This window comes from Halomicronema hongdechloris C2206 (assembly GCF_002075285.3).
GTDB classification, from domain to species: Bacteria; Cyanobacteriota; Cyanobacteriia; order Phormidesmidales; family Phormidesmidaceae; genus Halomicronema_B; species Halomicronema_B hongdechloris.
The window spans coordinates 1625926-1638673 of record NZ_CP021983.2 but is presented as its reverse complement, the minus strand read 5'-3'; the positions used below and the strand labels follow the sequence as shown (position 1 = coordinate 1638673).

At 54.2% G+C, this 12748-nt stretch carries 10 protein-coding genes and 1 pseudogene; 5 read left to right on the top strand and 6 right to left on the bottom strand.

Annotated features, from left to right (window positions below; genetic code table 11):
• Positions 1-120: 120 nt before the first annotated feature.
• A complete protein-coding gene (locus tag XM38_RS07360) occupies positions 121-972 on the bottom strand; it encodes a hypothetical protein (protein WP_080812190.1) in 852 nt (283 codons plus the stop codon).
• 757 nt (positions 973-1729) lie between these two features.
• Here XM38_RS07360 and XM38_RS28725 point away from each other — a divergent pair.
• A pseudogene (locus XM38_RS28725) lies at positions 1730-2897 on the top strand (ISAs1 family transposase).
• A gap of 68 nt (positions 2898-2965) precedes the next feature.
• On the opposite strand, the gene XM38_RS07350 reads toward XM38_RS28725, so the two are convergent.
• From XM38_RS07350 to XM38_RS25830, 4 genes are all read right to left on the bottom strand, one after another.
• Positions 2966-3394 (bottom strand): retropepsin-like aspartic protease, encoded by a 429-nt coding sequence (locus XM38_RS07350; RefSeq protein WP_080812188.1) that lies wholly within the window; start codon positions 3392-3394, stop codon positions 2966-2968.
• Complete coding sequence (locus tag XM38_RS28720) at positions 3387-3602, bottom strand: hypothetical protein (RefSeq protein WP_080812187.1); 216 nt, start codon at positions 3600-3602, stop codon at positions 3387-3389. Before XM38_RS28720 ends, XM38_RS07350 begins: the two co-directional genes overlap by 8 nt.
• A 177-nt stretch (positions 3603-3779) precedes the next feature.
• Positions 3780-4756, bottom strand: a protein-coding gene (locus tag XM38_RS07340) for an IS630 family transposase (protein ID WP_202978849.1) whose coding sequence is annotated in 2 segments (ribosomal slippage) — positions 3780-4399 and positions 4399-4756 — 978 coding nt in all. Because the reading frame shifts where the segments join, the coding sequence is not laid out codon by codon here.
• 132 nt (positions 4757-4888) lie between these two features.
• Positions 4889-5038, bottom strand: a complete 150-nt coding sequence (locus XM38_RS25830) for a hypothetical protein (RefSeq protein WP_187329320.1) — start codon at positions 5036-5038, stop codon at positions 4889-4891.
• Between the two features lie 154 nt (positions 5039-5192).
• Here XM38_RS25830 and XM38_RS07335 point away from each other — a divergent pair, with 154 nt between their 5' ends.
• Positions 5193-6974 (top strand): glycosyltransferase family 39 protein, encoded by a 1782-nt coding sequence (locus XM38_RS07335; RefSeq protein WP_187329319.1) that lies wholly within the window; start codon positions 5193-5195, stop codon positions 6972-6974.
• Between the two features lie 104 nt (positions 6975-7078).
• Positions 7079-7648, top strand: a complete 570-nt coding sequence (locus tag XM38_RS07330; protein WP_080812183.1) for a type III secretion system chaperone — start codon at positions 7079-7081, stop codon at positions 7646-7648.
• Positions 7649-7754: 106 nt separating this feature from the next.
• Here XM38_RS07330 and XM38_RS07325 read toward each other — a convergent pair whose 3' ends face one another.
• The gene (locus XM38_RS07325) at positions 7755-8153 is read right to left on the bottom strand and encodes a bactofilin family protein (protein ID WP_080812181.1); all 399 of its coding nucleotides are present in this window, start codon (positions 8151-8153) and stop codon (positions 7755-7757) included.
• 1021 nt (positions 8154-9174) lie between these two features.
• On the opposite strand from XM38_RS07325, the gene XM38_RS07320 reads away from it, so the two are divergent.
• Entirely contained in the window at positions 9175-9630 is a 456-nt protein-coding gene (locus XM38_RS07320; RefSeq protein ID WP_080812179.1) for an orange carotenoid protein N-terminal domain-containing protein, read from the top strand.
• Positions 9631-9923: 293 nt separating this feature from the next.
• Positions 9924-12746, top strand: a complete 2823-nt coding sequence (gene ileS, locus XM38_RS07315) for an isoleucine--tRNA ligase (protein ID WP_225889448.1) — start codon at positions 9924-9926, stop codon at positions 12744-12746.
• Positions 12747-12748: the final 2 nt, after the last annotated feature.

Here is a 12748-nt window from a genome sequence, read left to right as displayed (position 1 = left end):
GAAAATCCTCCGTTGAATCTTGAAGAAAGTAAGTTTTGAGCGATTTCTAGTACCGTGGAATTCAAAATTCAAGAGCTAGATCATAAACGGTCTTGACAAGCCAAACTCTGATAGAGAAACCTACCAGAGCAGATTGAAGAAGTATATCTGTACCAGTAGTCCAAGATTGAGAAAGATAACAGCCCCAAAGTGAATCCATTGATTAAATGTGGACTCAGCAAACACTCCTTCAATCACGCCTCCCATCATGAAAAGGAGTGGAGCCAATCCAGCTAGAATTCTAGGTAGTTGTGCAAGTTGAAGGGCTGGAGAGAAAAGATAATAGTAGGCAATGAAATTGACGATTGCATTAACGATAAAGATCACTACTAATGCTGTGGCAATAGGGAAGACAGGTTGATTGTTAAAGGTAAATGTGGCTTTGGGATTTTGAGGGGCAAGAAAAGCAAGAACGATACTAGCAACGGCAAAGGCGATCGAAACTTTGTTAATGCCAAACACACCAAGAGAGAAAGCAAGCAGTCCAACTATTTGAAGGAAAAATAGCATCTTGTATGCTACTTCACGCAACCACTCATTATTGAAATTCTTGATATCAAAATCGGTGTCGAGCGGATTTTTAAAGTACGCAACCTGCCAGCCTTCATATTCATGCATAACAACAGCGACTAAGCCAGCAAAAGCCTGAATCAAAGGGGCAACGGAGAGTAGATAGACCTGTATATCTGTCCCAAGCCTTTCAGCCAGAGCATCCCCATGTTGAAAAATGATGAAGGATAAAATGAAAGAGGGCACTAGCAGAATCCAGTGAACAATCTCAACTAGATTCAAGATCCAAACGCGAGCATATTGAGCTAAGTTATGCTCTTTGAGATAGGTTTTGGGTTCGGGTTTCTGCCATTCCCAGCCAGGGTTGGGATAGTAACCCAAGCTGGGATTGGAATTTTCGTTTTGTTGATTGATGGTTTCCATGTCAATCTTCCCCTGTTATTAAGATGAATACTCGCTTACTCTGAATCTGTTCGCTTTAACGTTTAGCGTAACCAGGCGGCGACGTTACGCGTTGATTTCAGATTCCGCCCAATTCGCCGCTCCGGTTCACGCAATTGTGTACGCCCGGCACGGGCATGAATCAATGGGGTGAAAGTCCCCTGCAGGAGAACCAGTGTCCAAATGCTCGAAACTAATTGGAGCCGAGAGACACCAACGACTAGCTTAAGGCAAGGGCGTTCCCGCGAGGGAGGGTCTGGAGGAAGCCAACGGCAAAGCTGCGAGCCGACGGACAGAAACATCATAGAAGGCCGAGATTCCTGGGGCGAGTCTGCCACACAAGACAAAGCCCACTGGTTCAGGGAACGCGGTAAATGGTGCGGTTGCAGCGACAGCCTTCGACTCACGCTCAGGCGACGTTCACGGTCTTATCTGGGGAGGTCTGCCCCTGTGGCAGTCTAGAGCGCGAGGGGAGTCTGACTGAGGTCTGGCGGGAAACGGCCAGGTAGCCACAGACCCCTAAGGCAATCGGGACGGCCCGACGGTTGGCAACAATCGGCGAAGGGGAGCGATGAACCCGACCGGGGGAACTAATCGAACAGCGCTTAACTATGTAGCCAGCCCTGGGAGTCAGACATTGTCCTGATATCTAAACCTTTCCGAGGAACCGCCCTGTGCGGACCAGGGCCATTTCATTCTCAAGGGGACCTAAAGATGCTAGAGTTTCAGGCTAATCCCAATGGTCCTAGCGTCTATGCGTCTGCCCCCTACCCCTACTACCCTCGACTCGAGGCATGAGCCTGCTGTAGAGCGCATCGAGATCCTCGAAGCCTTCGTTGCCCTGCCAGATGTCCGTCAGGCCTCTGGCAAACGACATCAGATGGCCTTATGCCTGGCGCTCTTCACCCTGGCGGTGACGGCCGGTAATCGTGGATTTCTGGCCATTGGCGACTGGCTCAAAAGCTACCGCAGCGAGTTGATTGACCTCTTCAACCCGCCCAAGGGCCGTCTTCCCTCCTACAGCACGATTCGCCGGGTGCTGCTAAAGCTAGACTATGGACAGTATTCGGCGGCCTTGGCTCGGTTCTTTGGCATTGAACCGTTAGCCGGTGAAACCTTAGCGGTGGATGGCAAAGTCTTACGCGGGTCGTATCAACTGGAGACTGACAATCCTGACTCTCCCCCTCATCCCGCCATTCTATTGGTCAGTGCTTATCTGGTGGAGCGGGGGTTGATTCTGGAGCCCTATCAGGTAGAGCACAAGACCAACGAAATCAAAGCCCTGCCCGAGTTCATTAAGCAACTGGCGCTGAAGGGGGTGGTGATAGCCTTTGATGCGATTAGCACCCAAAAAAAACTGTCAGCTCATCCTTGACACCGACAATCATTACTTGGGTGCCCTCAAAGGCAATCAGGGTAACTTGCACAAAAGCGTTCAGGCCAACTTTATCGCTGAGGACAGCTACACCGAGGTCAGTAAAGGGCATGGGCGACTGGAGAAGCGGGTCGTTAGCCTATGCACCACCCTCGATAACATCAAGCCCTGGCCAGGGCTGAAGACGCTCATTCGAGTGGAGAGTGAGCGACACTTCAAGAAGGGCGGGCAGCCTCACTTAGAAACTGAGACCCGCTACTATGTCGCCTCGTTTTTAGAATCAGCGGAATCCTTGGCTCGGCGCATTCGGGGCTATTGGGGCGTTGAAAATAAGGTACATCATATCCGGGATGTGACCCAGGGAGAAGATGCTTCGCGCATTCGTATGCACCAGTTGCCGCAAATCTTCGCCGTCGCTCGAAACTTCGCGCTCAACCTCTATCGCTCCAACGAGTTCGCCAATATGGCTCAGGCTGAACGACTCTGCAAGTTTGGTCTAGATACCCTCAAGGCCATTTTTAGAATGAAATAGCCCTGGTGCGGACTCGCTTGCCGGATGGTGTGGGAGGGGGAGATTGGTGAGGATTCTCCCTATCCCGATTATACGGTATCTTGAGATTTGGGGCGAACCTCAAATACAAGTTGAGAACGGTAGAAGCAGACATCAAACTCTAAAAAGAAATTCATCCGACCCAACAGCAGTGGAGCATCATCAGATACACTCCATGCGAAGACTAAGCGGACGGGATCGAAATCGCCGATCTTGGCAGAAACCAACAGTCCTCGCGCTTCCAGAGAAGCTAAGTTACCAGCCAATGTAACGGAAGTTGTCTGCTCTTCCCAAACTGCACCAAGTTGAAGTCCAATACTGTAGGGCAAGACATTAACACTTGCCCCTGTATCTAGCAATGCTGAAACTTCCGCCGACACACCTCGATATGTCAGAGCTAGAGGTAGCTGAGGTAGAGCATCCGGAACACCAAAGGCATCAAATCCCTCTATAAAATTGAATCTCTGAGCTTTACGCATTTTGCGTCGGTTGCTCCGATTCTAGAAGTTGAGCAAGTTTGTGAGCAGCTTCATGTGAGTCCAAAGGCGACCAGAGTGAATAAGTTGCTCCTGGTTGCAAGACGGGTTCCTCTTCCCTTGCTAATTCAGCGATAAGAAACTGCATCACCTTTAACTTGTCTACGCGAGGTAGGCTTCTTAGAGTTGGAAATAGCTCTGCTGCTGTCATAGCACTTAGGAGAATATTAATTTTCCATCAACACTATAATGCTAGCTTATGAAAGCAGAACCTTTTGGGATTTTTGAGGGGTGAAAACTTTTTGTAAAGTTCCTTGATCAAGATATGGAGCAACCTCAATGAGGGAGTTTACATACATTTCGTTCAGTTTTTCCAATATAGCGGTTCTCATTTGAGTGAGGTACAGTAACAGTCGTTTGTAAACCAGTTACGAATATCTTCCAACGTGACTTGAGAATAGGCAGACTCAATCGCTTCTTCTAGTGCTTGATAAGTCCGTGCGCCGACTGATTTCAAAATATTCTTCACCTTCGACCAAAATGGTTCTATCGGTGAGAAGTCTGGGGAATAGGGTGGTAAAAATCTGATCTCGGCACCTACCGCCTCAAGCGCAACTGTGACCTCTTCTGTGGCTTTATGGCTAGAGCTATTATCCACAATAAGTACGGCTCCAGGCCATAGGTTAGGTGCTACTCGACGAATGATGTACGCTTCAAATGTCAAGCCATCCATCGCAGCGAGAATCGTCAGCGGAGCAATCGGACCACGCAAACTGAGCGCATTGACCAGCGGCACATTCTGCCCCCGTTTGGCCGGACGCTCCCCAATCGCACGCTGGCCCTTGAGAGCTCGGGCATATAATCGGATCATGGCTAAGTTAACGCCCGCCTCATCTATAAACACCAGGTTCTCCGGGGCTATGTCTCGGATCTGTTGCCAATACTCGACTCGGGCTTGTCGCACCCGTAGACTCCCTGCTTCAGTAGCGTGCAGCGTTTTTTTTAACGGGTGAGTTCAAGCTGTTGCACGATTCGTCCCATGGACGACCGACTGATCAAAATCGAGGTCTCGGCAGCTAGGCGATCACGGAGTTCGTCTAAGGTCGCATCATTGTCCGCATCCACCAAGGCTTTCACAAGTTTTAGTTGTTCTGCATTGAGTTTAGGCTGAGCGCCACCCCCATGAGGCTTAGGCTGAATATCACCCGTTTCTCGCAGGCGCTTCAACAGAGTTTCAATAAAACTCTTCGACACGCCAAATCGCTTAGCTAACTTGCGAACCGACAGCCGCTCTGTAAAGTAGACGTCAATAATCTTTTCCCGGAAATCAAGGGACGGCTGCCCAGTTGCAAGATGCGATCGCATCCATGGGACTTAGCGAGAATCAACCACGGTGCTTGCCGTTGCCCTCGGGTGAGTCCCGGGCTCTGCGCCCATCACCACAGGTTATGACTGTGGTTAGGGTGGGGGGTTAGGTTGGCCAGGCAACCGACCTCTCTAGGCCAGCACCTGCTCACAGGCACTTGAGCGGTCATGGTGTTGCTGGCTGACAAACTCAGCCCATCGCTGCAAAAACAACTCAACCCCCGCCCATTCATCCGCCGCATGCCGCAAAATAACCTTGGCCCACGATACCGACGCGCGCATCTTAAACCGCTGCTGACCCCGGGGTTAAAACTGTTCCCACTCTTTTTCTGCAGCAGTGAATACAATCCCTTGCTCTGGTGGGCGAATCCATAGCCACACGGCTCTGATACCAATGGCGAAATTCATAATTGGCAACACACTGGTGAGAAAGTGGTTGGCGCAGGCCTCCCAGCCCCCCAAAATGGGGGAGCAAGCGCATCAAAGTCCTCCAGAATCGGGGGATTTAGGGGGCCAACTCGGGGCAACTGCATGGCAAAACAGTTCGCCAGCAGTATCGGCCTCGGGGGGCCAGGGCGGCGGCAAGCGCTATGGGACTGTCGCCCTGGAGCGCATCGCCTGGTTGATTATTGGCGTCAGCGGTGCGGTTCGAGTGATTCAATATGGGTTCAATCGCTCCCTATGGGCCGATGAAGCCGTCTTGGCCTTGAACATCGGCAATCGCACTTACACCGAGTTACTAAAGCCACTTGACTATGACCAAGGGGCACCGTTTGGCTTCCTGTTTCTCGAAAAGCTTGCCACTCAGATCTTGGGTCTGAATGAATATGCCCTGCGGCTGTTTCCCTTGCTGGCAGGGCTGTTAACGCTGGTCTTGTTTTATGCCATGGCTCGTCAATACCTGCAGGGCTATGGCATTTTGATCGCACTCATCTTCATTGGCTGCATCGATACGTTTGTCTACTTCTCGACGGAAGTCAAGCAGTATTCAACCGATGTCGCCATCGCCTTGATAAGTTTTTGGCTGGCCCAACAGACCCAATTGAAGCTATCAACACCCAGGGCCATCTTTATCGCCGCTGCCGGTGCGATCGCAATTTGGTGCTCCCATCCCGCTGTTTTGGTGCTGGCCGGGGTGACGATTAGTCTCATTGCCAGGCACTGGCGTCAAACGAGCACTAGCCTGACTCAGGCTCGGCCCCGCAGGCGTCACCTTACCGCTCTCCGGCGCGCCCTCACCTATCAATTGCTATCACCCTCCAATCGCATCATTTATCTAAGCTGGTTGGTGAGCTTCTTGGTCTTCTATCTGGTCTCAATTCAAGAGTTAGGCAGCAATGAAGTCTTGCAGGCATCCTGGCAGTCGAAGGGGGCATTTCCAGAGGCCTATCATCCCATTGCCACCCTGGTCTGGCTGATTGAGCGGTTGGGGTTGTTCTTCCACTCACCCCTGGGCTTTGCTAGTCCCTGGGAGGACGTGTCCTGGCCCGGAATTTTGCTGCCAATCATCAGGGGGGTGCTGGCCCTGGGAGCATTTGTGGTCGGGTGTGTGTCCCTGGCTAGACATCGTGGGGCGGCCCTGCTGACGCTGCTATCGCCGGTAATTGTCACTGTCGTGGCGGCCTACCTGCAGCAATATCCCTTTGCCGGCCGATTAGTGCTGTTTTTGGCTCCCTGCTTCATCATTGCCATGGCCGCGGGGCTCTACCACCTGGTTAACGCCGGCTCCGGTCATGGCAGGGGCATTGGCCTGGTAATGACGGTCATCCTGTTGAGCCAGCCCCTGTACAATACCTTGCCCCTACTCTATCGGCCCCATCTGCGAGAAGAAATCAAACCGGTGATGGCGTATGTGCAGGCCCATCAACAACCAGGGGATACCTTGTATGTGTTTCAGCGGGGCATTCGCCAGTTTGAATTCTACGCCGACCGCTACGGCTATGAAGCCGGCGAGTATATTGCCGGGGTGGATTCCCTCGATGATCTAGACGGCCACCAAGTCTCGGCCCAGGAGCGCACCCGCTATATCAACGATCTGAATCAACTGCGGGGACGGTCCCGGGTGTGGGTGCTCTTCTCCCATGCCTGGGTGGAGGCAGAAAATCAGCTGATGCTGTCCCATTTGAACTGCTTAGGCGACCGGCTAGATAGCTTTGCCACGGTGGGCGCCTTTGTTTATCTGTACGACCTCAGTCATGCTCCCTCAAACTGTCTCTAGTGACCGGCCGACGCTTAGATCATGAATGGCCTTTCAGCGATCTCTCAGAGAAGATTCAGCCAGCCTGTCTAGGGTGAGGGCAGACCTTTTCACAAACCCGTGTTATGACTCGCTTATATGTCAGTGCCCTTACCGGGATTGCCCTCTGGACCGGGGTGAGCGGAGTGGCCATGGCCCAGACATCCCCTCCCCATGATTCGGCCCCAGCTCTTCAGGTGCAAGAGACGGCCGCAGCAGTGATGACGCTGGAGCGCCTGGAAGCGATTTTGCAGGACAGTGTGGCTGGGCTGCAAGGGGAAGCTGGCCAGTGGCAATTTACCCTAGACCAACAGTCTATAGTCGTCCTGGCCGATGAAGCGAGGGACCGCATGCGCATCGTCACACCGATTATGCCGGCGCAGCAACTCACCCCCGCTCAAGTTCGCAATGTGCTGGTGGCCAATTTTCACACCGCCCTCGATGCCCGCTACGCCGTGACCGATGGCACCCTAGTGTCCGTCTATGTGCATCCCCTGTCGTCGCTGCAGGCGGATGATCTGCGTTCGGCCCTGCAGCAGGTCGCCAGTCTGGCCGCCAATTTCGGCAGCACTTATTCCAGCGATGCCCTCATTTTCGATACCGGCGGCTCCGCCCCAACTCAACCGGTTACCCCTGGGGAAAGCTTGCAAATTTAATCCAGACCTAACGCCTCTATTGACTAGCGTGGGGAAAGGCTGCATTCATGGGGATGTCCCTGTCTGCTGGCTGCCGTCTGTCTTCTGTCGTCTGCCTTTTGGCGTCCTAGAGTTCGTTGGAGCCATATAGCTCCGGCAAGTTGCGGGAGGGCGGTAAGGTCTTGGCATCGCGGGTCTCGATATAGCCGGCATAGTAGGCCCCGGCTTCCATTTCCAAGGACCCGGCGACCACATCACCCTCCAGACGGGCGCTGCGGCTGAGGGTCAACTTGCCTGCCGCAGACACGCGGGCTTTTAAGACCCCATGGACCACGATATTGGTTGCCTTCACGTCCGGGCCCTCAACCAAGCCAGTCGCGGAAATCTCTAGGTCACCATCCACCTCAATGGTGCCATGGACGATGCCATCGACCCGTAGCATCCCCTCAGCGTGGAGGATGCCTTCAAATTCAGTCTTCTGACTCAGATAAGTCAACAGCGGAGCCGGTTTTCGTTTGAATAGCATAGACTGGCTTTCCCCATCGGCAGCAACAACCTAGTCGAGCAGCACCCTGACACCGTTGACGACGCCAAGCCAGGTGAAGATTCCTGCCCTGAAGCCGTGCCTGCGTGGAAGGCGGTGAGCGATTCCCACTGCCCTCAGTGACTGACCAACCGCGACCTGGCTACAAGAGCCGACCGCTGTGGCCATCGGCACGGCCCATTGGCTGCAGGATTTTTGCCCTGGACACGCGCCGATTCAGGTAGTCGGGGAGTTGCTGGCGACCCCCATAAAATACTCCCTCAATAGAATAGTGGACCCAGGCCCCTGACGTTAAACCGTTTAGCCACTAAACCGTTTAGCCCTGGTTGACTGACAAAAGATTCTGCATTGGGCGCGGAAACCGCGCCCTTACCAGATTTCGGATGCTGTAGGGGGCAGGTTCCCTGACCCTTTGGATAGTCTGGGTTCTCTGCAACCTTGCTCCAGACTGGAGTCTGGCCAACAGAACCATACGCTCTAAAATGCCTACCTTACAGGCCTTTCAGCCGAGTTTTCAAATGTCCTCTGCGGCCAGGAGATCACATTATTTCTGCCCCTAGGGGGTTTGAGGCTTGCCCTATGAGCTTACGGCATTGCCTGGCTAGGTGAGGTACAGCCACCTCCTGATAGCAAGGATTTCAGGGTCATCCATGTATCTCGCTAGCGTCAAAATGCTGTATTGAGAATTCATATTTTTAGGGGACAAGATAGCCGGGGCTTCTGTCAGGTTCCTGTCTGGATAGATAAAATGGAAGAAAATTGGAAGAAATCCAGACTGACTCGAAAGGTTAAGGGATCAATAAAAACAGACTGCGATCCAATGAAGAATCATGTGAGTAGATAAAAAACAATGTGACTGAAGCTACAAGAGAGTTGCGATCGCAATCCGGTGGGTGGGGAGTAATATTCCAAGTTCGGCTCGAGTCTTGAGTTCTCTCCCGGGAAATACCTAGGACTGGAACCAGGACAAGGTTTATTTGTGACATAAAACCCGAGGTTTAATATGGCCACCTTGCATTTACAAACCGGATTTGAGCAGACCTTCGAGCAAACCATTGCACAATTCAGGGCCATGACTGCGGAGAGCCAATTGGGTATCCTTTGGCTCATCTACGATCGCTTGGGCCATGCGATCGCCTCTGCAACACCGGTCGCCAAGTTTTCCCAAGTGGTGCACAGTCTGATTCGTCAACTGCACCAACTCAGCCGCCATGAACGCTTTCAGGCCCTACGGGACATCGTCGTCGGCTCTCCCACTCGGTTCAGCGAAGCCTACACTGGCCTAGACACCAACATGAAACTGGCCTTCTGGTATTGTTTAGCCCACGATCCCGGCGGCACTCCCCGATATCCCCTACCCCTACTAGAAGCCGACCCCATCCTGCAGGCCCTCGACAGTATGGATCTGAATCAGCAGATCTACTTCCTGCGCCGGGCTGTCGAATCCTTCGGCCTTTAGCTCACTGATAACCCCAATTCACTCCTGATCATTCATCGCCGCCAGAGCCCTCAGTCCTATCCTGGGGGCTCTGGCCGTGAAGGGTTTGCAGTAAATCGCCCTGTGTAGAGTGGTCAATGCCCCCCGATTGCCCCCGCGACTGGCAGTTGCTATACAATCGAGATCTGTCACCTACAGCCCCTTGAAGCCCGCTAAGCTGTGGCTGATAATGACCTGATAAAGCCGATGTGCAAGCCGTGACAGACTCCAAAAGCTACAAAGATACCGTCCTACTTCCCCAAACAAGTTTTCAAATGCGGGCTAACGCCGTGAAGCGGGAGCCTGAAATTCAAGCGTTTTGGGCAGAGCAGCACCTCTACCAGCGCCTAGCCGCCGAGAATCCTGGCCAGCCCTTTGTGCTCCACGACGGTCCTCCCTACGCCAACGGCGACTTGCACATGGGCCATGCCTTAAACAAAATCCTCAAGGACATCGTCAACAAATATCAGATGCTGCAAGGGCGGAAGGTCCGGTACGTTCCTGGCTGGGATTGTCATGGCCTGCCCATCGAGCTCAAGGTGCTGCAGAAGATGCCCGCCGAGGCCCGGGCTCAGCTGAGCCCGGTCAAGCTCCGCCGCAAGGCTAAAGACTTTGCCCTCAAAACCATCGATCAGCAACGGCAAGGGTTTAAGCGCTACGGCGTCTGGGGCGACTGGGACCATCCCTACGCCACCCTCACCCCCGACTACGAAGCGGCTCAAATCGGCGTCTTCGGCCAGATGTACTTGAAAGGCTATATCTACCGAGGGCTAAAGGCCGTCCATTGGAGCCCCACCTCCCAGACGGCTCTGGCCGAAGCCGAGTTGGAATATCCCGAGGGCCACACCTCCCCTAGTATCTATGCGGCCTTGCCGGTGGTCAGCCTGGCCCCCAGCGCCGAGGCTCTGACTCCCTATTTAGACAGCCTGAGTCTGGCCATCTGGACCACGACCCCCTGGACGATTCCAGCCAATCTAGCCGTGGCCGTCAATCCCACCTTGACCTATGCCGTGGTAGTCGGCTCCTCAGCTCAGCCAGAGCGGTATTTGCTCATCGCCAAAGACTTGGTGGAGCGGATGGAACAGGTGTTGGGGCAGGACCTAGTGGTCAAGGCCGAGATCAAGGGCCTGGCCCTAGAGCACTGCACCTATCGCCATCCCCTCTATGACCGCGAGAGTCCGGTGCTGATCGGCGGTGACTACGTCACCACAGAATCCGGCACAGGATTGGTCCATACGGCTCCCGGCCATGGCCAAGAAGACTTCAAAGTGGGCCAACGCTACGGGCTGCCAGTGCTCTGCCCCGTGGACGAGCAGGGCATCATGACCGAGGCAGCCGGCCCCTTTGCCGGATTAAACGTGCTCAAGGACGCCAACCCCGCCATCATCACCGCCCTAGAAGAGGCCAACGCCCTGCTGAAGCAAGAACCCTACGTCCATAAATATCCCTACGATTGGCGCACCAAACAGCCGACGATCTTTCGGGCGACAGAGCAGTGGTTTGCCTCTGTGGCTGGTTTCCGGGAAGCGGCCCTCGCAGCCATCGACCAGGTACAGTGGATCCCGGCCCAAGGCCAGAATCGGATCACGGCCATGGTGGGAGACCGCACCGATTGGTGTATCTCTCGGCAACGCACCTGGGGCGTCCCAATTCCGGTGTTTTATGATACCGAGACCGACGAACCCCTGCTGAATGAAGCCACCATCAACCACATCCAGACAATTTTCAGTGAAAAGGGCTCCGATGCCTGGTGGGAACTGTCTGAGCAGGAGCTACTGCCAGAAGCCTATCGCAACAACGGCCGTAGCTACCGCAAAGGCACCGACACCATGGATGTGTGGTTTGATTCGGGCTCGTCCTGGTCGGCGGTGGTAGAACAGCGTCCGGAGCTGCAGTATCCCGCTGATCTCTATCTGGAAGGCTCAGACCAGCATCGCGGCTGGTTTCAATCTAGCCTGCTGACCAGCGTGGCCACCCGTAACCAGGCTCCCTACCGAGCCGTGCTCACCCACGGCTACATCGTCGATGAACAGGGCCGCAAGATGAGCAAGTCCCTGGGCAACGGCGTTGACCCGCAAGTGGTGATTGCAGGGGGCAACAACCAGAAAGTTGACCCGCCCTACGGGGCTGATGTGTTGCGGTTATGGGTATCGTCGGTGGACTATGCCGCCGATGTGCCCCTAGGAAAAACGATTTTGAAGCAGATGGCGGATGTCTACCGCAAGATCCGCAATACGGCTCGCTTCCTGCTGGGCAATCTCTATGACTTCGACCCGACGCAACATACCGTGCCCTACGAGCAATTGCCCGAGCTCGATCGCTACATGCTGCATCGGATTACAGAGGTCTTCGCCGAGATCAAAGACGCCTTCGATAGCTATCAATTCTTCCGCGTCTTTCAGACGGTGCAGAATTTCTGTGTGGTCGATCTCTCCAACTTCTATTTAGATATCGCCAAAGATCGGCTTTACATCAGCGATGCCGAGTCACCCCGCCGTCGCAGCTGTCAGACGGTGCTGGCGGTGGCCATTGAGAACCTAGCCCGGGCCATGGCCCCAGTACTCTGCCACATGGCCGAAGACATCTGGCAAAATCTGCCCTATCCAGTACCCCAGAAATCAGTATTTGAAGCGGGGTGGATCACGCTAGATCCGCAATGGCAGCAGCCTGCCTTGGCAACTAACTGGCAGCGGCTGCGGCAGATCCGGCAAGAGGTCAACAAGGTGCTGGAGAAGGCCCGCGCCAGCAAGGATATTGGCTCCTCCCTGGAGGCCAAGCTCCTGCTCTATGTGGCCGCTCCCGATCTGCGGCAGACCCTGGCGGCCATGAACCCCAGCGATGCGGTCGCCCCCGGTAGTGCCCATGTGGATGAACTGCGCTATCTGTTCTTAGTCTCCCAGGTGGAGTTGCTGGAGTCCCCCGACGCGCTGAAGGGCTTGAAATACAGCGGCAACTCCGAGACTATCGGCGTCGGGGTCATCGACGCCGACGGCCAAAAATGCGATCGCTGCTGGAACTACTCCACCCGCGTGGGCGAATCCACCGCAGACCCCACCATTTGCGATCGCTGCCTCCAGGCCCTGGCCAAGCAATTCTAGGG

Excerpts from the sequence above, each read along its gene's own strand:
- XM38_RS07320 (WP_080812179.1), top strand. The coding sequence starts at position 9,175 with ATGGCCACCTTGCATTTACAAACCGGATTTGAGCAGACCTTCGAGCAA.
- XM38_RS07330 (WP_080812183.1), top strand. The coding sequence starts at position 7,079 with ATGACTCGCTTATATGTCAGTGCCCTTACCGGGATTGCCCTCTGGACC.
- XM38_RS07325 (WP_080812181.1), bottom strand. The coding sequence starts at position 8,153 with ATGCTATTCAAACGAAAACCGGCTCCGCTGTTGACTTATCTGAGTCAG.
- ileS (WP_225889448.1), top strand. The coding sequence starts at position 9,924 with ATGCGGGCTAACGCCGTGAAGCGGGAGCCTGAAATTCAAGCGTTTTGG.
- XM38_RS28720 (WP_080812187.1), bottom strand. The coding sequence starts at position 3,602 with ATGACAGCAGCAGAGCTATTTCCAACTCTAAGAAGCCTACCTCGCGTA.
- XM38_RS25830 (WP_187329320.1), bottom strand. The coding sequence starts at position 5,038 with ATGCGCGCGTCGGTATCGTGGGCCAAGGTTATTTTGCGGCATGCGGCG.
- XM38_RS07360 (WP_080812190.1), bottom strand. The coding sequence starts at position 972 with ATGGAAACCATCAATCAACAAAACGAAAATTCCAATCCCAGCTTGGGT.
- XM38_RS07350 (WP_080812188.1), bottom strand. The coding sequence starts at position 3,394 with ATGCGTAAAGCTCAGAGATTCAATTTTATAGAGGGATTTGATGCCTTT.